Below are 22,933 nucleotides of genomic sequence, written 5' to 3'. Positions count from 1 at the left end.
CGACCCGCGGTTGGCAATCGCACGACAACGGGGAAGTCTTCACCCCGATCATCTCGGAAGGTGCCGGCCGTTTCACCAGCCAAAGCCAATCGTGCGACCCGTTTCTCAAGGCCAGCTGGGATACCCAAAAGTGCGGCTTCTTGGCCGTCTATGCCTAAGTCCACATCCAAACGGTCGAGGCGTAGTGGATTGACCACGTCGCGCACGCCGGGCGTTGACTCCATCAACAGCATGACTGTGCGCGAAAGTTGTTGCAACTGGTCAATATCTTCACCAAACACCCGCACCGCAATTGGCGCTTCCACGGGCGGGCCATTGACGAAGACCTCCACGGTAAAGCGTGCGCCAGGATAGCCGGTCAAATCTTTGCGCAGCTTTTCAATCCATTGCTCGCTCTTTTTACCTTTCCAATGCTCCTTTTGAACAAAGATTTCGGCGTAATTGGTTGCGGTCTCGCGCTGGAAGATGTTGTAGAAGATCTGGGGATTGCCGCGCCCAAGGTTGGACATATACCAATCGACTTCGCCAGCTTTTTTGCGGGCTTCTAGGCGGCTCTCGGCAAAATTCATTGCCTTTTGGGTGACCGCAAGAGAGGTTCCCTCGGGTGTTTCAACCCGTACCAAGAATTGGGGAATCCCGGCAGGTGGAAACAGGCTCTGTCCGATCACGCCAATGATGGGCACGAACGTAAAGCAAATCGCAAAGATGATCGCCAGCGCCCGCCATGGCTTTGCCAAAGCCTGGTGCAGAATGGGCGTATAGAATTGGTGGATGCCCGTATTGATCCGCTGCAACAAGGGATTGCCCTCTGGATCCTCATGCTTGTTCAGCAAGCGGCTGGCCAGAAAGGGAATGACCGTCAGTGACACAAAGAGTGAGGCTGCAATCGTCAACAGAACAGTGACTGGCAGAGATTTGATGAACTGACCCGACCCTTCGGGTAAGAATAGAAGCGGCAAGAAGGCCAACATCAACGTGGCGGTACAGCCTAACACCGCAACCGCGATTTGCCCCGTCCCATTGATGGCTGCGGCAACCCGATCCTCGCCCTCGCGAATACGGCGCGCAATATTCTCGGTCACCACGATGGAATCGTCGACCAAAAGCCCCAAAGACAACACAAAGCCTGCGATCGACAATTGGTTTAAGGTGAAGCCAGCTGTCTGCAACCAGAAGACCCCGATCAATAGGGACATCGGGATAGACATCATCACCACAAAGCCAGCCCGAATGCCCAAAGGCAAAAGGGTGATCAAGACGAGGCCCAAAGCAATGCCAAAGTCGCGATAAAGTTTACCCAAGCGATGATTGACATTGACCGATTGGTCAAAGGCACGCTCCAACTTGATGCCAGCAGGAAGCCGCTTTTCGAACGCGTCCAACCGGCTATCCAGGCCATCGCGAACTCGTTGAACATCGACATTGTCGCGTTGCTTGACCGTGACAAACATCGCCCGCTTGCCATTGAGGAAGGTCAAATGGCTGGCTTCAGCTGTGTTCCAACTGACATCGGCCACATCGCGGACTCGCACCACGCGATTAGCACTGGCAAAAATCGGCACGTCCTTGATTTGCTCAAGGCTTTTATAGGCACCCTTGGTTTTGACGTTGAACCGACGTTCGCCTGCATGAATGGCCCCAATTGGGGTATCGACTCCCGCATTGCGCAGCGCGTCGGCAACTTGGGTGGGCGACAGCTGCATGGTAGCAAGCCTGCCCGCATCGATCGAGACACGTGCCTCTGATCGCGGCGCACCCCAATATTCGGCTTTGCGGACACCGGGCGATCGATCCAGCTCTTCGCGCAAATCATCTGCAATTCGCTCCATATCTTTCCAAGGAACGAGGTCAGAGACCAAGGCCACTTGCAAGATATTGGTTTCAGTCGTTCGCGCTCGCCGGGTTTCTAATCGAACGATGCCGCTGGGAAGTGTGTTGCGGATCGCATTAACTTCCCGAATGACTTCGTCATATTTGCGCTCTGGATTGGTGCTCCATTCAAATTCGGCAATGATGGTGGCCACACCGTCGGCGGCAAAGCTGCGCACTTCTTTCACATCGTCCAAGCCATCGACCACATCTTCGATTGGCTTAACCAGAAGCTCTTCTACATCTTTCGCATCCGCACCGGGAAGAACCACATTGGTGATAACGATGGGAATGGGAAAGTGAGGGTCTTCCGAACGTGGAATAGACTGGAAAGCGTTTAGGCCGAGAAGCGCTAACAGGGCAAAGGCCAACAGGGTGAATTGCCAGCGTTCTACGGTAAAGCGCGCTGGATTGAACTTAGAGGCAATCACGACTTTGCCTCAACGACCGAGACTTGCGCTTTGTCGCTGACATAAGCCCCGCCGGAAGTCACAATGCCAACGCCCGCCGGAATGCCCCGAACTAAGGCCTGATTGCCTTCCAAACGAATGAAATCGACGCTGACAAGACGCACGGTCTTTTGGTCGCCATTGAGAATGTAAAGGCTCGCTTTGCCATTGGTGACACCAATCAAGGATTCGGTTGGAACCAGAACTTCATTGCTGGCAGGCAAAGGTGTTGCACTTGTCTTGGCCTTGATGCGGGCTTCGGCAAAGAAACCGGTCTTCACCTCGCCCCCACCTTCAACAGCAATATCAATGTCAAACGCCCCCGTGCGGGGATCGGCGCGCTCAGCGACCCGGGTGACAACGCCTTTCAGGGTCCTGCTTAAAGCTGACACATAGACATCCGCAGAATCGCCAACCTGAATACGGGCGACATCCTTATCCGAAACCGGGGTGCGTAAGATCAGAGGTGAGTCTTCGTCTGCAACGGTCAAAATCGGTTGGCCAGGTGCGGTAATCTCGCCGGGCTCTGCAACGCGGGTCAGGACAATGCCGCGGACTGGGGCAATCAATCTGGCCCAGCGGCGGTCGAAGGCTGCAGCAGACACACCTGCTTCGGCGGCACGCGCCCGACCTGAGGCCGCTTGAACACCCGCTTGTGCAGCCCCGGCACTGGCTTGGGCTTGGGTGATGCCGGCATTGGCTGCGAGGGCACCTTGGCGGGCAGCAATTAAGCCTGCTTCTGCTGAGCGAACGGTGGCTTCTGCAACATCAAGCCGTGTTTTGCGCGCGTCCAAGCGTGCTTCAGAGACAAAGCCCTTTTGAACCAAAGTCGCGTCACGATCATAATCGCGCCGCGCATTGGCAAGGTCGGCCTGTGCCTGTGCCAAGGCCGCGGCAGCACGACTGGTATTGGCTTCGGCTTGTGCTTGGCCTGCCCGCGCAGAAGCGATGGAAGAAGTTGCGGCACGGGCTTGTTCAACGGCTTGGCCAATGCCGGCTGTGGCTTGCATCGCTTGGGCTTGCGCTTGGATGATTTGGGCTTCCACTTGCGTGGGGTCGATACTGGCGACCACAACGCCTCTTTCAATCAATTGGCCTTCGCGAAAATTGACTTCGCGCAAAACCCCGCCAATGCGGAAGGACAAATCTATTTCTTTTTCCCGCCGGAAGGAGCCTGTGGCCACGATCTCCGTTTGGGCGTTGACGCTTTGTGCGCGTTTGATTTCGACCAAAACTGGATCTGCTGCTTTTGATTTATCCGCCCCATTGCCACAAGCAGATAGAATCATTGCCACGCCTGCTAAGAGACTCAGGCGTAGTTTAAGGGAATGACCTCCCCGTTGGGGGAGGTCGTACTTCAGTTTTTTTTGTTTGGTCATTTTTCGCCGTACTGGGGAGGAGAATTTCAGTTGGACTAGTAACCTATCAGTGATAGGATGGCGTAAATCTCGAAGAGGTCAAGAGGGAAAGTGACAATCTACAGAAAAAAATCTGCCCAGCAGTCAACAAGCCCCTCGGCGGATGCACCGCGCGCCGCGATTGTGCACCGGTTGAAAGGGGCAGATCGGCGTGAGGATATTCTCAATCATGCCTCGCGTCTGTTTCTGACCTATGGCATTGCTGGGACCTCGACGCGCATGATCGCGAATGCCGTTGGCATTTCCCAGCCCAGTCTCTACGCCCATTTCGCTACCAAGGAAGCTTTGGCCAATGCTTTGTCGGCACGGGCCTTCTCAAGCTTGGAAAGCTTGATTGGTAGAATTCGCACTGCCGATATTCCCGCCCCAGCCCGCTTAGAAGCCATGATACGCGGCTATATTGGTTTCGCCCTAGATCAAGGGGCGGCCTATCGCATCGCCTTCATGCTGGAAGGCCCGATGCACGAAGTGGAAGCCTTCAACCCAGATATTCTGCCCGGGATGCAAGCATTCGCAAGTTTCAGGGATGAAGTCGCACTCTTGCAACAAGAAGGTCATCTCCGCGAAGGCTCGACCGATCACTTGGCACAAAGCCTCTGGGCAAGCATGCATGGTCTCTGTGCCCTTTTATTGGCGCGGCCCGATTTTCCGTGGGGGGATGTTGAGGCCATGATTGACTTCCATGTCGAAATCATTTTGGCAGCCTATCAGAACAAGGCGTAGTGGCGCTGCGCCATGTCATGCGCTTGAGGAGTGAGAGATGAGCCCAATCCCCCAAAGCGACCGACGTGCGTTCATGGGCTTTGCGCTAACCAGTGCGCTCGCATTTCCCAGTTTGTCTTCCTGCGCGGCACCAGCGGTCAAAGTAGCAGCCCGTCAAGCCCCGACCGCCGAACTCGCAGCCCTTGAGGCCAAGTCGCAAGGCAGGCTTGGTGTGGCTATTTTTGATACTTCCACTGGCGAACTTGTTGGTCATCGGCAGGATGCGCGCTTTGCCATGTGTTCGACCTTCAAATTGCCGCTTGCCGCAGAAGTCTTGCGCGATGTTGATGCTGGCACGCGCAAGTTTGATCAGTTTATCCCTTATTCAGCGGCCGATATGGTCGCCCACGCCCCAGTGACAGGCGCTAATTTAAGCGCGGGTGGTATGACGATTGGTGACTTGGCCAAAGCTGCACAAATCACCAGCGATAACCCCGCCGCCAATCTCATCATGCGCGAATTGGGTGGGCCAGAGGGTCTGACCCAGCGCTTTCGGGCAGCGGGCGACGCGGTTACGCGCTTGGACCGCTACGAGCCGATGATGAACCGCGTAGCTGCCGATGACCCCCGTGACACCACCTCGCCTGCGGCGATGGCGCGGCTCATCGCCCGCTATTTGACAACAGATTATCTGTCTCAAGGCTCGAAGGATTTATTGATTGGCTGGATGATTGAAACCCAGACGGGCCTAAAACGTATCCGCGCTGGCCTTCCAGCAGCGTGGAAGGCGGGCGACAAGACAGGAACCGCGATGAGTGAAGGGATGACCGACAAATATTATGATGTCGCGATCGTGTGGCCGCCTGGTCGCGCGCCCATCCTTATTGCGGCCTATTTCAATACCAATATCGGCTATGGCGAAACCCGCGATGAATTCCAGGCCGTGCTCGCAGAAGTTGGTCGCATCGCGTCGCGCTGGGCAATCGCATAAGGCCATGAAGCCCGTTTATCCTATCCTCTACAGCTTCCGCCGTTGCCCCTATGCCATGCGGGCGCGGCTGGCGCTGGCGGTTGCAGGCCTGCGCTATGAGGTCCGCGAAGTCTCCTTAAAGGCAAAGCCACCCCAGATGTTGGCTATTTCACCCAAAGGCACGGTTCCTGTCCTGCTCTTGCCTGACGGGCAGGTTCTCGAGGAAAGCCGTGATATTATGCTTTATGCTCTCGCACTTCAGGATCCAGAGCACTGGCTAGAAGGTTGGGGGCCAGAGCAAAAGGCGCTCGTAGATCGCAATGATGGGCCGTTTAAGGCCTTTTTGGATCAGTATAAGTACCCCCAGCGTTATCAAATACCCATGGAAATGGCGCGCGAGCAGGGCTTAGAAATTCTAATGGACTTGGAAGCTCGCCTTGCCAATTCTGCATTTTTGGTTCGAGAGTCTGCCACTTTGGTCGATATCTGCCTGTTTCCCTTTGTGCGCCAGTTTGCAGCTGTTGATCCAGTTTGGTTTCAACAAGTCCCCTTAGAACGGCTTCGAAACTGGCTTGCCTTCTTTAGTGATGGACCCCTATTCGCCCGCATCATGACGAAGTTTCCGGTTTGGGAATCGGGTCAGCCACCCATTTTCAATGACGACCCTGTCACCTAATCGCCTATGGATTGAGCAAAACTAAACAGCAACTGCGCAATCCAAATTCATTCAACACGCGAAATCACCAAAACTCACAAAATTTTGAGCTTGCCTGCTTATGCGCTCCCGATCGCGTGATAGCGCTATCTGGACATTGAATTTCCGATGCGACGTGGGGCAAGGCATTAGATGAATATGGGGGACTTAGCGGTTCAAATTCCCTTGGTCTTGGCGCTGATGGCGGCAGGACTAACGGCTGGGTTTGCCGCTGGCCTGTTTGGCATTGGTGGCGGCTTTGTGGTCGTACCGGCTTTGATCGCGGTTTATCATTATTTTGGCGTGGACCCGAGTGTGATTACCCATGTGGCTGTCGGGACGAGCCTTGCGACCATTATCGTAACTTCGTTGCGCTCCGTTCAAGCCCATGCCGCCAGAGGCGTGGTCGATTTTGAAATTCTCAAGAGCTGGGCCCCTTGGATCGTCTTGGGTGTTGCGGGTGGTTTGGTTCTGGCGGGCTCGGTCAAAGGCCAAGTGCTCGTCCTTGTCTTTGCCACCGGCGTCTTCATCATGGGCTTGCATTTTGTCTTCCCGATTCTTGAGCGCAAAGACCCAATCGCCCGCGACATGCCGACAGGTCCTTTGCGGGCAGGCTTGGCCACCTTCCTCGGTGGCTTCTCCGCGCTTTTGGGGATTGGAGGCGGCACCATCGCCATTCTGGTGATGACCTCTTACGGTCGCTCGATCCATCGCGCGGTGGCAACAGCTGCTGGACTTGGGGCGATTATCGCAATCCCCGGTGCCATCGGCTTTGCTATAATCGGTTGGGGGCATGCGTCCCTGCCCATGGGCTCCATTGGCTATATCAATATTCTAGGAGCTGTGGCCATTGCAGCTATGTCTTACTTCACCGCGCCCTTAGGCGTACGTGCCGCCCATGCGCTCAATGCTGTGATGCTTAAGCGCGCTTTTGGAATCTACCTTCTGGTCACATCAGCCATGATGCTGCATGAAGGTCTTAGTTAAGTCTCACCACGACAAGCAGGGAAAAGGAGTTACGGCGATGGATCTTTCAAGACGTTTGCTATTGGGGGCTGCCGCAGGCGGTGCGGCCTTAAGCCTTACAAAAACGGCATCGGCAGCCGAACCTACTGCCGCCCCATTGCTGGGTCCTGCACCGGGTTTTGCCCGCCTCGGCCTCAATGAGAATCCCTATGGGCCAGCACCCAGTGCGATCAAGGCCATGACGGAGGCCCTTTCAACGGGGGCCTATTATCCAGGTGGCGGCATCCAGCGCTTGATGGAGATGATTGCAGAACGTCACGGCGTTACACCCGACCATATCATTGTGTCCTCAGGGTCTGGCGAATTGCTGAACGCCATTGGTTTAGCTTATGGCATGAAGGGCACGTTGATCAGTACAAATCTGTTCTGGGATGCCTATTTCAAATTTGCTGAAGATAAGGGTGTCAAAACCGTTCGCGTGCCGCTTAAGCCGGACTATTCCCATGACTTCATCGCGATGGAAGCAGCCATTACGCCAGAGACCTCGCTGATCTCGGTCTGTAACCCGAATAATCCAACCGGCATTTTGGAAAAGGCTGCCGACATCCACGCCTTTGCCAAGGCCGCTTCAGCCAAGACAACCGTCTTGATCGACGAAGCCTATATTGAGCTTTCCGACCAACCGGTTTCAAACTCAGTTGTTGATCTCATTCGTGCAGGGCACAATATCGCCATCACCCGCACCTTCTCTAAGATTTACGGCATGGCAGGCATTCGCGTCGGCTATGTGATTTCAACCCCTGCCAATATCGCCAAAATCCGGCCCTATGTGATGGGCGGCATGAATAGTGTGGGCCTCGCAGGAGCGGTTGCATGCTATAGTGATGAGGCCTTCCTGACTTACTCCCGCAGCAAAATTGTGGAAGCCCGCGAAATGGTTATGGCTGCTGTGAAAAGCGCCGGCCTCACGGCCCTGCCCTCTTCCACCAATTTCGTTTGGGTCAATGTTGGGATGAATGCGAATATTGTGCGCGAGCGGATGGAAGCTAAGAAAATCCTGATCCGCGGCGTCTATGGCACCCACACCAATTGGAGCCGGGTCAGCATGGGTAAACTGCCGGACGTGGAGCGCTATTGTAAGGCTTTGCCTGAGGTCATTCGCGCTTAGAAGGCAGAGGTCAAAGACCCAGTTTGGGGTCTGGCTCTAGGTTTAAATCCAAGGCATGGGCATGCAGAATAATCCTGCATGCCCATTATTTTGTCTAGAAGATTATTCGATTAACTCATTGAATTAAGGCATAAAAATTAGGCGTTTTTGCACAAAAAAGATGATACTTTGGCCTATTTCAGCCTCACGCATAAAAATAATTCGAATCTGCTAGACTTGCATTTCGACCTGGCAAAGCATGAAGCCGGGGAAACAGCCATCGAGAGATTCAACACGATCCAGCGCGTGGATCGATGAGGGGATGAACGATGCTGAAATTAAAAAATGGGGCCAGTGGCCTTGCAGTGGCGGTTAGCCTTCTGGCTGTTGGGGTAACGCTTCCCGCGGTATCTCAGGCCCAAGAAGCGACCAGCGCAGATACAACAAAAGTGGGTGAGGTGGTCGTCGTCACCGGAACCAGAACGCGAGGGCGGACGGTTGCAGATTCAGCGGTGCCAGTCGATGTCTTGACCAGTGAGGCCATCACAGCTGTCGCCTTCACCGACACACAAGACGTGCTCAAAACCTTGGTGCCATCTTTTAACACGTTCCGACAGCCGATTTCGGATGGGGCGACCTTTATACGACCCGCGACCTTGCGGGGTCTGACCTCTGACAAAACCTTGGTCTTGGTCAATTCAAAGCGCCGTCACCGGGCCGCACTGGTGACGATTGGCGGCAGTGGTACGCAAGGGCCAGACGTTGCAACCATTCCAGCTTCGGCCCTCAAAACGGTCGAAGTCCTGCGCGATGGGGCAGCGGCGCAATATGGGTCCGATGCAATTGCTGGGGTATTGAATTTCATTCTGAAGGACAATGACTCAGGCGGCGAACTCAGTGCCTCTATGGGTCAATATACCGAAGGCGATGGCGAGGACATTACGATATCCGGCAATTTGGGATTAGCGCTTGGCGAGTCTGGCTTTGTCAGTATCAGTGTGGAAGCCAATTCTGCCCAAGGGACCAATCGTGGTGATCAATGGTCGCGTGCGCAAAGCCCGCAATATGATACCGCCACGGGTGTTGGCACTGGTTTTGACGTCGCGCTTTACCGCGCAACCTATCCGCAATTTGCCGGTCTATTTGGCCCAGGCACCCGCAATAACAGCAGCAATGTGCAGATCTGGGGCCAGCCTGAAAATGTCGCTTTCCGCTCGTTTGTGAATGCGGGCTATAAGGTCTCCGACAAGATCGACCTCTATGCGTTTGCAAACTATTCCAATTCAGAAGGCAGTGGCGACTTCAATTATCGCTTCCCTGACCCTGAGTTTGGTCAAACCCCCAATCCAAACGGCAGCCAAGGCACTTTGGGTCCGGCGATCCGTTTGCAGAACGGGACGACATGGACAGGGACCTCGCGCTTCCCGGCCGGCTATACGCCGCGCTTTTCCGGTAATGTCATTGACTATTCATTGACCGCGGGTGTTCGGGGCGAACTATCCCCCCGTTGGTCTTATGATGCTACTATTCGCTATGGCTATAACAAGATTTCCTACGGTCTTTCGGAGACGCAAAATCCTTCCTACGGTCCTGCGTCGCCCACCTCCTTCAGTCCCGGCGATTTGGTGGCGGATGAAACCGCTTTCAATCTAGACTTCTCTTATGAGTTGCCGGTTGCGATGTTTGCGTCCCCTTTGACCATTTCCTATGGCGCAGAATATCGCTCTGAAGGCTATGAATTGGTGGAGGGTAATAAGGAATCGTGGGCAGCGGGACCCTATGCAAAGCCTGACCCGTGGGGCTTTTGTAACTTAGCTCAACCGATCGCCACACGCACCCCCACAGCAGCCGGTCTTGCAGTTATCGCGGCAGGTTCCACCCTGAATTGCGCCAATGCAAGCGACCCTGTGTACCGCCTCTTGGGCGTCGGCTCTGACGGTTTCCCCGGCAATAACCCAGACTATTCGGGTGCCATCGACCGCGGCAGCTATGCCGTCTATGTCGACTTCGAGGCCGATGTGACGGACAAGCTGTTTGTCGGTGTTGCTGGCCGATTTGAAGATTATGAAGACTTTGGCTCTACCACTGACGGCAAGATCGCCGCGCGCTATGAATTGACCGATGACATCAATCTTCGCGCGTCGATTGGCACGGGCTTCCGCGCCCCGACACCGGGACAATTATCGACAGCCAATGTGTCGACCCGCTTCCCGGCCAGTGAGCCGGTTGCTTCGGGTCTCTTCCCGGCTACCAATCCGGTCTCGCTCTTCCTTGGGGCAAAGCCTTTGGAGCCGGAACGGTCGAAGAATTATTCCGCCGGGGTCACAGCGGCCTTGGGCGGCTTCAACCTTACCCTCGACTTCTATCAAATCGATATTGAAGGCCAATTCTATGCAACGCGCTCCATCACGGTGACGCCGACCATTCAAGCCGCCTTGATCGCAGCCAATGTGCCGGGGGCAAACACCATTGGGGCCGTGCAATTCTTCCAGAATGCATTTGATTCTGTGACGAAGGGCGTCGACTTTGTGGGGACCTATCGGGCAGACTTTGGCGATTATGGTACTACCAATTTCACCCTCAGCGCCAATTATAACACGTTTAAGGTTGGCGACATTCTGATTGGGTCACCATCTGCGCTACTCTTCTTGGAAGAAGATGTCTTTGACTTTGAAAATGGCGTGCCGGAATTCAAGTCAAACTTCACCGTCAATCACCGCGTCGGCAAATTCTCGGGCATGGTGCGGGCGAATTATTGGGGCTCTTACACCGCATCCAATTGTTTGACCGCACAACCGATCAGCATCTTCAAATGTCCAACCAGCACGGTCTATCCCGAGGGCTTGATCAAGCAGAAGCTCGGCAGCGAAGTCCTGATTGATATGGAAGTCTCTTATGACTTCCCAAAAGATGTCATTGTGACCGCCGGTGTTCGCAACATCACAAACGAATATCCAGATGAAGGGGCAGCGCGCTTGGGTGAAACCGGAAACGGTCGGGTCTATCGATCCGACTCCCTCATCGACTGGCAAGGTGCTTATTATTATCTGAAGATCAAAAAGACCTTTTAAGCCGGGTCGCCCATCCAAAGCTTGACTGGGCGGGTCCATGATCCGCCCAGTCTCATTACTCAATTCATGCATTGAGGCGCTAGGCGCTTTCGCTTAGGCTAGGGGCCAATTGAATTGAGTGGGCCCATTTTCATGATTTCGAAGCTGGCAATATCGGGGTATCGGTCGCTTCGTGAGTGCGTATTAGCTCTGAGCACGATCAATGTGGTGACAGGGCCAAACGGGGCAGGCAAGTCCAATGTTTATCGTGCGCTTCGCCTTTTAGGAGATGTCGCGCAAGGCCGGATTATCCAATCGCTTGCCCAAGAAGGCGGCCTCAACTCTACCTTATGGGCTGGCCCTGAGGCCTTTTCGTCGGCCATGAAGCGAGGTGATATGCCGGTTCAAGGAACGCGGCGGCAAGGTCCAGTGGCTTTGAAGCTTGGCTTTTCGGGTGAAGATTATGGTTATGCCATCGACTTAGGTCTACCAGCCCCATCAAGCTCTGCATTCGCGCGGGACCCGGCAATCAAGGCTGAAGCCCTGTGGCTTGGTGAAAACTTGGGGCGGTCTAACGCCATAGCTTTACGAAATGGTCCGGGCGTCCGCGTGCGCGATGCAGATGGCCAGTGGCAACAGGCCCATACCAGCTTGGCATCCTATGACTCTATGATGACCTATTGCAGCGATCCCCGCGATGGGCTGGAACTTTTGACCCTGCGAGAGCGCCTGCGCAGGTGGCGCTATTATGATCACTTGCGGACCGACCGCGATGCCCCTGCCCGCCAGCCGCAAATTGGCACCTATACACCAGTCTTAGCCAGTAATGGGGCAGACTTGGCCGCTGCGATTCAAACCATTCGCGAGATCGGCGATGGGGCCGCATTTGATGCCGCCATTGCCGATGCCTTTGATCGGGCAGAGGTTGAGATTGCGGCGAAAAACGATGGCTATTTTGACCTAGAGCTTCGCCAGTACGGGCTCTTGCGCGCGCTCAAGGTTGCAGAGCTATCGGATGGAACCCTGCGCTATTTGCTTTTGGTCGCAGCGCTTCTGTCGCCGGATCCGCCGTCTCTGATGGTGTTGAATGAGCCTGAGACAAGCCTGCATCCAGAGCTTTTGGCCCCCCTGGCGCGCTTAATCGTGACGGCTGCGCGGCGTACCCAATTGATTATCGTAACCCACGCGCCAACCCTTGTAGCAGCTTTGGCTGACGAGGCCGACGTCTCGATGTTTGAGCTCAGCAAGCATTTGGGTGAGACTGTGATTTCTGGTCCAGACAAGCCAAGCTGGAATTGGCCCAGCCGTTCTTAGGCCGATTTAGTCGGTTGCGATTCCGTGGGCGGCCAATGCTTGCTTCAAGTCCTGTGCAGAACCAAAGCAATAGCCGGGAATGCGATAGGGAGGTGCGCCAACACGGTCGAGCCAAACACTTGGTTGACCGCTTGAGAACTGGGTCGTTCGCAGGCGTGTGATTGTCGAGAGTGGAATTTCTTCCTGCCAATTGTCCTTAAAGAGCGTGAGCGATTGCGCGTTAAGCTTCAGCCCACTCCGGCTATTTTGAATGAGCATCAGCAGCGCCATCAATCCAGCTATCGCCGGCATCGCAAGAAAGTACCAAGGCGCGTCATAATAGAGCCCGCCACTGACCATGACGGCACCGAGCACGGCGGCAAACATGACGATTGGCCGACGCCCATTCTGTTCAAACTGATACTCCATTACCTCGACTCCGCCATCGCCTCGCTGCAGGCCTGCATGGTCATTGAATTGAGCTCGTCTTTGCCTTTCTCTGGGAAAGCCATTCGTGCGAGATCGAAGGCCTCTTGAGGCTTACCCATTTTGCAGGAAAGCTTCATAAAATATTCTCGGTTTCGACCGTTGGGGAAACGCTGATAGACATCGCGCATGGAGGCCTGCAAGGTTGGCCAATCGGCAACTTCTTTGATGATGTCGCAATTACAGACTTCGAGATTCCATAGGATGCGGACATAAAGGCCACTTCCGTCCGTCTTCTCTGATTTCTTGGCGGCGTAGCGCAAAAAGTGATCTACTTCCCCCCAACTCCCGCCCCATTTTGGCAAGTGGTAGAAGACACCATTGGTATAAGTCCGATGGTAACCCGGTTCCCGCTTGGTGGCTTCATCCATCAAATCCTTGAACTTATCCGCTGGCGCATTGAGGCCACGGTAGAGTGTGGTTTGCACCGCATAATATTCAGGATTGATGGATGCGATCTGCTTGTTAGTTTCAAGAAGTTCATAGGCCGCCTGCAGCTTGTCTTGAAATTTTGCCCAAGCCTCGGGCGTGACCGTATTGGCAAAGCCATCGCCGCGATAACACCAGCCTTCGTTCAACAGCATGGTCGCTTCGGCGATGATGGGGGCTGGATTAGTCGGCACAGCGGCCCTCCAGCGCGCAACAAAATCAGCATGAAGCGGGACACAGCCCTCCGCTGCCGTTAAGCCTTCAAGCACGAAACTTTCCACTTCCGCGTGGAACAGCCCCAAATACCAATAACCACTCGCTGTCCGTGAGCGACTGGTCCGGTAAGTCTCTTCAAGGGTTGTAAGAGAGTTGAAGTCATTGGCGGCGATCAGGTTCTTTACTTCACTGAAAACCTTGTTGCGCGCCGCAATCTCATCGCCAGCGCTTGAGATCTCTTGGACAGGTTGAGACGCATTTGCCTGAGAAGTGCAATTTGAAACGACGGACAAGCCCGCCAGAATGAAGAGAGTTCGAATAATCAAGTGGCGCCCCCGCCATTTAGAGTAGAGGCCCACATTTAAGTGAAATTGCTTTCAAGATGTTTTCGGGATTTGTTCAAATGCGGGGTAATTGGATGGAAAGTGTGCCGTCAAGCCCGCCCATCATACTTCCGCCGGGCGGCTTGGACCGCATCATAATGGTCGGCCGCCCAGGTCACCAATGGAATAAAGCGGGCAACCATATCCGACCCCATTGGTGTGAGTTGATAATGCACTTCGACGGGCGGGCCAGCGACAACCTCGCGTGTTACATACCCATCACGTTCAAGGGCGCGGAGGTTTTCAGTCAAGACACGTTGGGTGATGTCGCCAATCACGCGCTTGATGGCAGAAAAGCGCCGGGGCCCATCCTCAAGGGATAAGAGGATCAGCGAGCTCCACTTGCCTGTGACGGTGCCAAGGATACTGCGAACGGGGCACAGGCCGCTTTCTTCTTCTGTGGTGACGGTTATGGGAAGCATACTTAGTACCTTTTTAGTGCGTAATTGACACTTGGTATTAGAATAGTACTGCAAGGCATCCAAATTGGAAACCACCCTATGGAGATTTGTATGACCCCTCGCGAGATTGTTTTATGCGCTGTCCAGGCGATTTTCGCCGACTTTGACCCAGCCAAAGCTGAGGCCTTGCTGGCACCCGATTATATTCAGCATAATGTCGGCGTGCCGACCGGGGCTGCCCCGATCATCGGCTTTATCCCTGCCCTTAAGGAAAGCGGCATAAAGTGTACTATTCACCGCGTTATTGCGGAGGGGGATTTGGTTGTGCTCCACGTAACGTATGAAAATGCGCAAGCCTTTGGCGGCGATACCTTAGTCGCATTTGATGTCTTCCGCGTGGAAAATGGCAAAGTCGCCGAGCATTGGGACAATCTGCAACCTCGCGTCACCCAGACCGCGTCAGGACATGGCATGACCGATGGTGCAACAGAAATTTGCGATTTGGACAAGACAATCAGCAACAAGGCGCTGATCCAAGGCTTTGTCCGCGAGGTCTTGCAAGGCCATGCGCCGGAGCGCGTGACGGACTATATTTCCCTAACCACCTACACCCAGCACAATCCGTTAGTCGCAGACGGTCTAGCCGGTTTGGGGGCAGCGATGCAGGCCTTTGCCGATGCAGGGCAAGCCATGACCTATGCCCGCACGCCTCTCGTGGTGGCGGAAGGCAATTTCGTGTTCACCGCTTCAGAAGGCAAACTTGGCGATGTGCCGACGGCCTTCTTTGATCTGTTCCGTATTGAGGATGGCAAGATTGTCGAGCACTGGGACACGCTCTCGACGATTCCCGACGAGATGCCCCATGCAAATGGTAAGTTCTAGCCAGTCACCAAGGACTTGGGGTGGCTTTAGGCCACCCCACGTATCATACCGGCTGCGGCGGTTTGATTGGTGTCTGGGTCGATCAAGATAAAAGCCCCCGTCTTGGGATTATCTTGAAATAGATCGGCCAAGATCGGTGTTTGGGTTTGAAGTTGAACCAAGGCAATGTCATTCAGTTTCAGAGCTTGATCGCCCCGCACTTCAGAAAGGTCCCGCATATCGCGAATATGCAATACGTTTTCGATGCGTGACAGGATGCTCGAAGTGCCCTGTTGAACAATATAGCGGCGGCGTGGATCCCAAACCTGGTCGTCCAACCAGCACAGGTCCGCGGTTACGCGTTTGGCATAATTGGCTTCGCCCCGGGTGAGCAGGTCACCGCGGGCGGCATCGACTTCATCCTCGGTATAGAGCGTCACGGATTGCCCAGCTTCTGCGCGGTCCAAGCTCTGATCATAGGTCTCAATGCGGACGATTTTGGTCGGACGGCGATGCGGCCCAACAAAGACCTCGTCTCCAATGGCTATCTGCCCTGAGGCAATGCGACCCGCATAGCCGCGTTGCGCCTCAATCGTGTGACCGTCGACGCGGACTACACGTTGGATGGAAAAGCGGAACGGAAGCTCGCTCAAATCTGTCCCCTCACCTTGGCTTTGGAGAATGTCTAAAAGCGAGGACCCGTCATACCAGCTTGCAGCAGGGCTTTTCGAAACCACATTATCGCCCGAACGTGCATTGATCGGCACGATGGCAGCATTGGTAATGCCGAGGCTGCGGCTTAAGCGCTTCAGACTCTCCTCGACTTCAAGGAACACCTTTTGAGACCAATTGACGAGGTCCATCTTATTGACGGCAAACACCACCTTTAGGCCCAAGAGATGGGCAATCGTCGCATGGCGGCGAGTTTGAACTTTAAGCGCACCCTGATGTAATCGCGATGCATCCACCAAGACAATGGCCACATCGGCATTGCTCGCCCCCGTCACCATATTGCGGGTATATTGCTCATGTCCCGGCGCATCAATAACAATGAAGGATGTTTGGGGCGTAGCAAAATAACGGTAAGCAACATCAATCGTGATGCCCTGCTCGCGCTCACTCTCAAGACCATCGGTAACAAAGGACAAGTCAAGGTCACCCTCCTCAGCGCGGCTGAAGCGGGCATTTGATAGGGCATCGACTTGATCGCTCATCAAAGCTTGAGAATCGTGCAGGATGCGTCCGATTAAAGTCGATTTTCCGTCATCAACGCTGCCTGCTGTAACTACGCGAACGAGCTTGGTTTGAGCCTGGGTCATCAGAAATAGCCCTCGCGCTTGCGCCGTTCCATAGCGGCTTCATTCACCTTATCGTCCATGCGGGTAGCCCCACGCTCTGACAAAGTACTCAGTCGGGTTTCAGCGATGATGGCAGAAACATCCGCAGCATTGCTTTCAATCGGGCATGTGCAGGTCATGTCCCCAACAGTGCGGAAGCGGACAAGACGGTTCTCAACCAGCTGACCCTCGGCTGCAGGTGTCACTGGCGTGACTGGTCGCCAATAATCGCCATCGCGCACGACAGGTCTAACATGGGCGAAGTAAAGGCTGGGAAGAGCAATCTTCTCGCGCTCTATATAGGTCCAGATATCCAATTCCGTCCAATTGGATAGCGGGAAAACACGGAAGTTCTCCCCCGTTTGCAAGCGGCCATTATAAAGATCCCAGAGTTCAGGCCGTTGCGATTTAGGGTTCCAAGCCCCAAAGGCATCCCGGTGACTGAACACACGTTCTTTAGCCCGCGCTTTGTCCTCGTCGCGTCGGGCACCGCCGAGCAAAAGGTCAAAGCCATGGGTCTCAATCGCTTCCAACAAGGTAACAGCTTGCGCTGCATTGCGACTGGCCGTGGGCGAAGCCAAGCGCACAGTGCCGCGTTGGATCGACTCTTCAACATGGGCCACGACCAAACGTTCGCCCAATCTCGCGGCGGTTTCGTCGCGGAATTGGGTGACGCCTTCAAAATTATGACCGGTGTCGACATGCAGGAGCGGGAATGGCAGCTTTTCTGGCCGGAAAGCCTTCAGCGCCAGATGCAACAAGACGGCACTATCCTTACCGCCCGAGAACAGAAGTGCAGGATTACGACTTTGCGCCGCGGCCTCGCGCAGAATGTAAATGGCTTCTGACTCGAGGCGGTCAAGGTGGAGGAGACGGCTAAAAAAGGTCATGCGATTGTTTCCTTATTGTGATTATTCTGGTGCAGGCCGCATTCTTTGGAGTCGGCATTTTCCCACCACCAACGCCCGTCACGGGCATGCTCACCGGGCCGAATGGCACGCGTGCACGGGTCACAGCCAATCGAAACGTAACCGCGGGCATGGAGTGGATTGAGAGGGACTTGAAACTGCTGAGCATAGGCCAGCACATCTGTCCAAGCCCAGGCGGCGAGCGGATTATATTTGACCAGATCGTGCGCTATATCTTCCTCGCGCTCTTCCAACTGTATGCGGGTCAGAGATTGTTCGCGTCTTTGGCCCGTGATCCACGCATCATAGCCACTCAAGGCGCGGCCCAAGGGTTCAAGCTTGCGCACGCCACAGCAGGCCTTGCGGGCTTCCAAGCTCTCATAAAAGCCGTTGAGACCATAGGTGGCGACAAAATCAGCCAGTGCATCCACTTCGGGTTCAAATTGATGCACGGTCACGCCGTAGCGCGCCTCGGTCCGCGCGATCATGGCGACCGTATCTGGATGGAGCCTGCCGGTTTGCAAGGTGAAAATGTCAATGTTTAGGCCCAATCTGGCGATCACATCGGTTAAGACCATGTCTTCTGCCGAGAGCGAGCTCGCCAGTGCCGCCCTGCCTGGAGCGCCAATTGCCCTTAGGCTTGCTTCCAACTGAACCACGAGTGTCGCGAGCCGTTTGGGGTCGGCTTTGGGTGTTACCAGTTTTTCTGACTGATCGAGGAGGATCATGGTGCACAACTTTTTTATGCCCCGGCAGGAAGCCATGGCTCGTCAAGCCGATTTAGGCAGCCCTTGCGCGTTTAACGACCGATTGAAGCTGCACGCTGCCATTAGCAAACCTATTAAAACTCGTCGAAAGCCCTTCTATTCCGGCATCTATCAGGTCTTCTAATAGACACCTTAAGCGGATTGGCATTGTTCGCGCGCGGGAGAGCCGGGATATAGGCCCCAGATAAAGGGCCCCGAATGTATATTTATAATGCCATAGACCAGAGCATCGTGGATGCGCGGGTCAAGCAATTCGCCGATCAGACGGAACGCTATTTGAGCGGCCGGATTTCGGAGGATGAGTTTAAGCCACTGCGACTACAAAACGGCGTCTATGTTGAGCGTCACTCGCCCTTATTACGGGTTGCGATCCCCTATGGCCTGCTTTCGTCGCGACAATTGCGCATGTTGGCCCAGATTGGCCGTACCTATGATCGGGGCTTTGGCCATTTCACCACGCGGCAGAACATCCAATTCAACTGGGTGAAGCTGGAAGAAGTGCATAAAATTCTGGCCGATCTCGCAAGTGTGCAAATGCACGCAATCCAAACAAGCGGCAGCTGCATCCGGAATGTGACGACGGATCACTTGGCAGGCGTTGCCCATGACGAGCGGGTAGATCCTCGTCCCTTGGCAGAACTGATGCGTCAATGGTCAACCCTCAATCCTGAATTTGCTTTCCTGCCGCGCAAATTCAAAGTCGCTTTCAATGGCGCCGTTGAAGACCGGGCCGCAAGCGAAGTCCACGATCTTGCTTTCGATGTATATCGCGATGAAGCAGGCGAAGTGCGCTTGACCGTGAAGGTTGGTGGTGGCCAAGGCCGGACGCCGCGGGTCGCCCCCGTGATCAAGACCTGCCTGCATTGGCGCGACATGCTGTCTTATACTGAGGCAGTCCTGCGAACCTATAATCGTTGGGGCCGGCGCGACAATATCTATAAGGCCCGCATCAAAATTCTGGTTGATGCCCTCGGCCCTGAACGCTTTGGCGAAGAAGTGGAGCAGGAGTTCGCCCATCTCCAAGGCGGTCCGGCGACTTTGGCGGCCTCAGAACTCGATCGTATGACCGCCTTCTTTGGTGCGCCACCGTATCAAAGTGCTTCTTCTGGCGATCAAGATGAGGCCCGCCACCGTTTGGCTGATCCACGCTTTAACGCGTGGGTGAAACGCAATGTCGCCAAACACAAGCGCGAAAACTATGGCGCTGTAACCATCAGTTTAAAGCCGCTGGGCGTGGCACCAGGCGATGCGACGAGCGACCAGATGGACGCGATTGCTGATCTGGCTGACCGTTTTTCCTTCGGGCAGATCCGGGTTTCCCATCACCAGAATTTGGTCTTGGCCGATGTGGCGCGCTCCGATCTTTGGGCGCTTTATCAAGCGCTCGAGGCCCTTGGCCTGTCAGAGCCAAATGTTGGCTTGGCAACCGATATCATTTGCTGCCCAGGCGGCGATTATTGTGCTTTGGCCAATGCCAAGTCGATCCCGGTCGCAGCGGCTGTGCAAGAAACCCTCGCAGCCAAAGCACAAGATATTGGCACGCTGGCCATCAAGATGTCGGGCTGTATCAATGCCTGTGGCCATCACCATGTCGGCCATATCGGCATTCTGGGCGTCGATAAAAAGGACGAGGAATGGTACCAAATCCTGATCGGCGGCCGCACCGATACCAAAACCGCGCTTGGCCAAATTGTGGGAAAAGCTATCCCGCGCGAAGCTGTTGCGCCGACCATCGAACGCCTCACCGACTTTTACCTCAAAAACCGAAACAACGGTGAAATATTCATCGATGCCGTTGAGCGCTTAGGCAAGGTAGCCTTCCAAGAGGCCGCTTTCCAAAGCGACACCGTCCAAACTTCCCCCTCCCCCCAAATTCAGGAAGCAAACTGATGAGCACTTTGTTGAAACTCTTCTCGCCCAGCGACATTCGGACGCTTCCTTTGCCAGAAGGCGCTTTCCGCCCCGCCCCCGCCCCAAATCCGTTACCGAATATGGACGTGATCAATCAAGGCCAGGGCGATGTGCGCAGCCTTATTCGACCAAACGTCAAACAGCCTGAAGCCCCCAGCGTCTCGGCGTGGGAGCATGGCACTTTGTTGACTCTGCCTGAATGGTTGGCGCGCGATGGTGCAACTTCTGACGCACCCGGCGGCATCGTCCTGATGCCAACCGATGACCCATTGGCTTTGGCCGGTCACTTGGATGGTTTGGCCGTAATCGCGGTTGAGTTTGCCAAGTTCAACGATGGGCGCGGCTATTCAATCGCTACCTTGCTGCGCTCACGCTTGGGCTTCAAAGGTGAAATTCGGGCTGTCGGCGATGTCTTGATTGACCAGCTGTTTGCCATGGCCCGCTGCGGCATCGATAGTTTTGCGTTGCGCGGTGACCAAGATGTCGCAGCCGCTAAACGTGCCTTTGAATCCTTCCCCGCCGTCTATCAGTGGGCAGCCGACGAGCGCGACTTTGTGTTGGCAAACAATGCTAATCTGGAAAGAGCGGCTGCGTGACCGGTCACGTCTATCTGGTTGGGGCAGGCCCCGGTGCGGCAGACCTGCTAACCGTGCGGGCGCTTCGCTTGATCGAACGCGCTGAGGTCATCCTCTATGATGCCCTGGTGACAGACGAGATTTTGGCCCTCGCCCCGCACGCTAAAAAAGTGCCGGTCGGCAAGCGCGGCGGTCGCGTCTCGATGGATCAGGCCTTGATCAATCGTTTGTTGGTCGCAACGGCCACAAAGCACAAGTTGGTCGTTCGCCTCAAAGGTGGAGACCCCATGCTATTTGGGCGCGCCCATGAGGAGATTGAGGCCTGCGTGCAAGCGGGTATCCCTGTCTCGGTCGTGCCGGGGATTAGTGCGGCCTTTGGTGCGGCTTCGGCCCTATCCACCTCGCTTACCCAACGCGGCCTCTCCCGCTCGGTGACCTTTGTGACCCCAACCGTGGCCCGTGGCAGCCAAGCCTCACCTGCGTGGGCAAAGGCGGTTGCGGCTGCGGATACGTCTGTCATCTATATGGGCCGTGGTGATGCGGCCTGGATCCGCGACAGCCTCCTCGATCTAGGCATGCCCGCCACCCTGCCCGTCATATTGGCCGAAGACGTCTCGCGGCCCTCCAACTTCACGGTCAAAGGACCTCTATCAGACCTGCCAGACCTCGCTATTAAAGTGGGCTCTGGGCCCGTGCTGATGATGATTGGGGAGGTGTTTGCAGGAGCAGAGGTGGATGTTGAGGTTCCTGTCTCAGTCCAAGTTGTCGGAAAATTTGCATCATCGGTCGGCTAGAATTGCTTTTTGAAGCAATAGCTTCAGAAACCATTCAGACAATAAACTAGTCATCCTCGCCTAGCGCGTCACCTCAGCCTGAATTTGATGTGTCCGACTATCGCGCAATGTCATTGCCGGCAAGATAGGCCATTACGACAATGGCTACAGCACAAGTAAATGCCCACAAAAAGAAGGTGTCTCTGGGTTTTTGGAGGTGTCCGTCAATCTTTTTCATTTTGTGAACTTTTGGAATAGAATTGACATCGCTGTGAGCTCTTGTTGGTGTCATAGATGGGAATAGGGTCAAGGGCTTGTAGCTTGCAAGGTCAACCAGACCGTTCTTGCCCTGACCGAGGGCCGCAGCAATGAAGCCACTTACGCGCAGTTTCTGAGGGATTTCACAAAGTGTCTTGAGGCATGTTCCAGAGCACCTGTTTGTTTGCGCTCACTTGGTGCGGTTCGCGGGTCTAAACCTTGCCAACCAAACTTGACGGCCAGCCGATGCGAACCAGCAGGCCGTCGGGTGCGCCGACGGCGAATTCATACATGCCCCATTCGCGGTGACGTAAAATACCGCCCGGCCGGATGATTAAATCGTCAACAAGGGCGGCAATGGCATCAACATGCGGTGTGCGGATGAAGACACCGAAGGGGTTATGATCAACGGGCACGCTCCAAGGTCCCTCGCCGGCTTGGGTGACATGGACTTCACAGTCCCAGCCGGTCAGGATGATGTAATTCGGGTCACCGCCCGCCCGCTGGAACCCCAGGCGCTCCCAGAATGCGGATGTGGCAACCAAATCATTGGTTGGCACAATGGCGAACGCACCAACAGACTCCTGTTTGGACATCAAGGACGCGTAAAGATTAGGACGCCACCAATTGGGCCTTTTGGGGCTTGGTCAACCATTGGGCCTTGAGCTGTTGCGGTAATGCGTTTTTCTGCAACTCCGCGACTGACCAGAATTTGGCGCACAATCGCAGCACGCTCCTCGCGATTTTCGAGACTGGACGGAGGCCCATCATCGCCAGAAAGGGAGACCAGAACAATGCGCCGTCTGGGACATTGCGCCAATTGGTCTTGCACCCGCACAACCACTTGCGCGGCCAAGGGGCCAAGCGTGCTTTCGCCATGCGGGAAATAGATCCGCGTGGCTTCCCCGGCGCAGATATCATCGCCGAGCACGATTGCATCTGACTTTGGCGGAGCAGTCGCACAGCCAGAGACGAGCAAGGCGAGGACAGCCATACCTAGACCAAGCTTCAATCCCGTTCTCGCGTTGCTCATATTCGCCCCCATTCGACCGCCCCCGGTCATTACATTT

General features: G+C 55.0%; 21 protein-coding genes. 11 read left to right on the top strand and 10 right to left on the bottom strand.

All coding sequences use genetic code 11. The features are described from left to right. Both IOB61_RS07790 and IOB61_RS07785 read right to left on the bottom strand, forming a co-directional pair. Nucleotides 1-2,300: efflux RND transporter permease subunit (locus tag IOB61_RS07790; protein WP_290814712.1), on the bottom strand; the 2,300-nt coding region annotated here is incomplete at its 3' end. Next, the gene (locus IOB61_RS07785; protein ID WP_290814709.1) at nucleotides 2,297-3,607 is read right to left on the bottom strand and encodes an HlyD family efflux transporter periplasmic adaptor subunit; all 1,311 of its coding nucleotides are present in this window, start codon (nucleotides 3,605-3,607) and stop codon (nucleotides 2,297-2,299) included. The genes IOB61_RS07785 and IOB61_RS07790, both read right to left, overlap by 4 nt. 180 nt (nucleotides 3,608-3,787) lie before the next feature. On the opposite strand from IOB61_RS07785, the gene IOB61_RS07780 reads away from it, so the two are divergent. The 7 genes from IOB61_RS07780 to IOB61_RS07750 all read left to right on the top strand — a co-directional run bounded on the left by IOB61_RS07780 (nucleotide 3,788) and on the right by IOB61_RS07750 (nucleotide 12,579). After that, nucleotides 3,788-4,459, top strand: a complete 672-nt coding sequence (locus IOB61_RS07780; RefSeq protein WP_290814706.1) for a TetR/AcrR family transcriptional regulator — start codon at nucleotides 3,788-3,790, stop codon at nucleotides 4,457-4,459. Between the two features lie 37 nt (nucleotides 4,460-4,496). Continuing rightward, nucleotides 4,497-5,429 carry a class A beta-lactamase gene (gene bla, locus IOB61_RS07775; protein ID WP_290814703.1) on the top strand — a complete coding sequence of 311 codons (933 nt, stop codon included), beginning with the start codon at nucleotides 4,497-4,499 and terminating at the stop codon, nucleotides 5,427-5,429. A 4-nt stretch (nucleotides 5,430-5,433) separates the two neighbouring features. Beyond that, on the top strand, nucleotides 5,434-6,084 hold the full coding sequence (locus IOB61_RS07770; RefSeq protein WP_290814700.1) for a glutathione S-transferase: 651 nt from the start codon (nucleotides 5,434-5,436) through the stop codon (nucleotides 6,082-6,084). A 177-nt stretch (nucleotides 6,085-6,261) separates the two neighbouring features. After that, nucleotides 6,262-7,089, top strand: coding sequence for a sulfite exporter TauE/SafE family protein (locus IOB61_RS07765; protein WP_290814697.1), 828 nt, complete (start codon nucleotides 6,262-6,264; stop codon nucleotides 7,087-7,089). Between the two features lie 37 nt (nucleotides 7,090-7,126). Beyond that, the gene (locus IOB61_RS07760; protein WP_290814694.1) at nucleotides 7,127-8,236 is read left to right on the top strand and encodes a histidinol-phosphate transaminase; all 1,110 of its coding nucleotides are present in this window, start codon (nucleotides 7,127-7,129) and stop codon (nucleotides 8,234-8,236) included. Between the two features lie 308 nt (nucleotides 8,237-8,544). Beyond that, nucleotides 8,545-11,286, top strand: coding sequence for a TonB-dependent siderophore receptor (locus IOB61_RS07755; RefSeq protein WP_290814691.1), 2,742 nt, complete (start codon nucleotides 8,545-8,547; stop codon nucleotides 11,284-11,286). A gap of 132 nt (nucleotides 11,287-11,418) precedes the next feature. After that, on the top strand, nucleotides 11,419-12,579 hold the full coding sequence (locus IOB61_RS07750; protein WP_290814688.1) for an AAA family ATPase: 1,161 nt from the start codon (nucleotides 11,419-11,421) through the stop codon (nucleotides 12,577-12,579). 6 nt (nucleotides 12,580-12,585) lie between these two features. On the opposite strand, the gene IOB61_RS07745 is transcribed toward IOB61_RS07750, so the two are convergent. The 3 genes from IOB61_RS07745 to IOB61_RS07735 all read right to left on the bottom strand — a co-directional run bounded on the left by IOB61_RS07745 (nucleotide 12,586) and on the right by IOB61_RS07735 (nucleotide 14,494). Further along, nucleotides 12,586-12,945 carry a hypothetical protein gene (locus IOB61_RS07745; protein ID WP_290814685.1) on the bottom strand — a complete coding sequence of 120 codons (360 nt, stop codon included), beginning with the start codon at nucleotides 12,943-12,945 and terminating at the stop codon, nucleotides 12,586-12,588. A 41-nt stretch (nucleotides 12,946-12,986) separates the two neighbouring features. After that, nucleotides 12,987-14,015: a hypothetical protein gene (locus tag IOB61_RS07740; RefSeq protein WP_290814682.1), complete on the bottom strand. Its 1,029-nt coding sequence runs from the start codon at nucleotides 14,013-14,015 to the stop codon at nucleotides 12,987-12,989. Nucleotides 14,016-14,122: 107 nt separating this feature from the next. Next, nucleotides 14,123-14,494, bottom strand: a complete 372-nt coding sequence (locus IOB61_RS07735; RefSeq protein ID WP_290814679.1) for a helix-turn-helix domain-containing protein — start codon at nucleotides 14,492-14,494, stop codon at nucleotides 14,123-14,125. Nucleotides 14,495-14,584: 90 nt separating this feature from the next. On the opposite strand from IOB61_RS07735, the gene IOB61_RS07730 reads away from it, so the two are divergent. Next, nucleotides 14,585-15,355 carry a nuclear transport factor 2 family protein gene (locus tag IOB61_RS07730; RefSeq protein ID WP_290814676.1) on the top strand — a complete coding sequence of 257 codons (771 nt, stop codon included), beginning with the start codon at nucleotides 14,585-14,587 and terminating at the stop codon, nucleotides 15,353-15,355. 26 nt (nucleotides 15,356-15,381) lie between these two features. On the opposite strand, the gene IOB61_RS07725 is transcribed toward IOB61_RS07730, so the two are convergent. The 3 genes from IOB61_RS07725 to IOB61_RS07715 are packed head-to-tail and all read right to left on the bottom strand — an operon-like array spanning nucleotide 15,382 to nucleotide 18,307. Continuing rightward, nucleotides 15,382-16,653 carry a GTP-binding protein gene (locus IOB61_RS07725; protein ID WP_290814673.1) on the bottom strand — a complete coding sequence of 424 codons (1,272 nt, stop codon included), beginning with the start codon at nucleotides 16,651-16,653 and terminating at the stop codon, nucleotides 15,382-15,384. Next, nucleotides 16,653-17,561: a sulfate adenylyltransferase subunit CysD gene (gene cysD / locus IOB61_RS07720; RefSeq protein ID WP_290814670.1), complete on the bottom strand. Its 909-nt coding sequence runs from the start codon at nucleotides 17,559-17,561 to the stop codon at nucleotides 16,653-16,655. Before cysD ends, IOB61_RS07725 begins: the two co-directional genes overlap by 1 nt. Then, nucleotides 17,558-18,307: a phosphoadenylyl-sulfate reductase gene (locus IOB61_RS07715; protein ID WP_290814667.1), complete on the bottom strand. Its 750-nt coding sequence runs from the start codon at nucleotides 18,305-18,307 to the stop codon at nucleotides 17,558-17,560. Before IOB61_RS07715 ends, cysD begins: the two co-directional genes overlap by 4 nt. Nucleotides 18,308-18,544: 237 nt before the next feature. Here IOB61_RS07715 and IOB61_RS07710 point away from each other — a divergent pair, with 237 nt between their 5' ends. The 3 genes from IOB61_RS07710 to cobA are packed head-to-tail and all read left to right on the top strand — an operon-like array spanning nucleotide 18,545 to nucleotide 21,626. Next, a complete protein-coding gene (locus tag IOB61_RS07710; protein WP_290814664.1) occupies nucleotides 18,545-20,236 on the top strand; it encodes a nitrite/sulfite reductase in 1,692 nt (563 codons plus the stop codon). Beyond that, the gene (locus tag IOB61_RS07705) at nucleotides 20,236-20,853 is read left to right on the top strand and encodes a DUF934 domain-containing protein (protein ID WP_290814661.1); all 618 of its coding nucleotides are present in this window, start codon (nucleotides 20,236-20,238) and stop codon (nucleotides 20,851-20,853) included. The genes IOB61_RS07710 and IOB61_RS07705 overlap by 1 nt, the downstream gene beginning before the upstream one ends. After that, a complete protein-coding gene (cobA, locus tag IOB61_RS07700) occupies nucleotides 20,850-21,626 on the top strand; it encodes a uroporphyrinogen-III C-methyltransferase (protein WP_290814658.1) in 777 nt (258 codons plus the stop codon). The genes IOB61_RS07705 and cobA overlap by 4 nt, the downstream gene beginning before the upstream one ends. A 449-nt stretch (nucleotides 21,627-22,075) precedes the next feature. On the opposite strand, the gene IOB61_RS07695 is transcribed toward cobA, so the two are convergent. Beyond that, nucleotides 22,076-22,459, bottom strand: coding sequence for a glyoxalase (locus IOB61_RS07695; protein ID WP_290814655.1), 384 nt, complete (start codon nucleotides 22,457-22,459; stop codon nucleotides 22,076-22,078). Next, the gene (locus IOB61_RS07690) at nucleotides 22,459-22,896 is read right to left on the bottom strand and encodes an OmpA family protein (RefSeq protein WP_290814652.1); all 438 of its coding nucleotides are present in this window, start codon (nucleotides 22,894-22,896) and stop codon (nucleotides 22,459-22,461) included. The genes IOB61_RS07695 and IOB61_RS07690 overlap by 1 nt, the downstream gene beginning before the upstream one ends. Nucleotides 22,897-22,933: the final 37 nt, after the last annotated feature.

This window comes from Aquidulcibacter sp. (assembly GCF_020253525.1).
Classification (GTDB): Bacteria; Pseudomonadota; Alphaproteobacteria; order Caulobacterales; family Aquidulcibacteraceae; genus Aquidulcibacter.
Note: the sequence above shows the minus strand (reverse complement) of the source record. Positions and strands in the feature narration are given on the sequence as shown.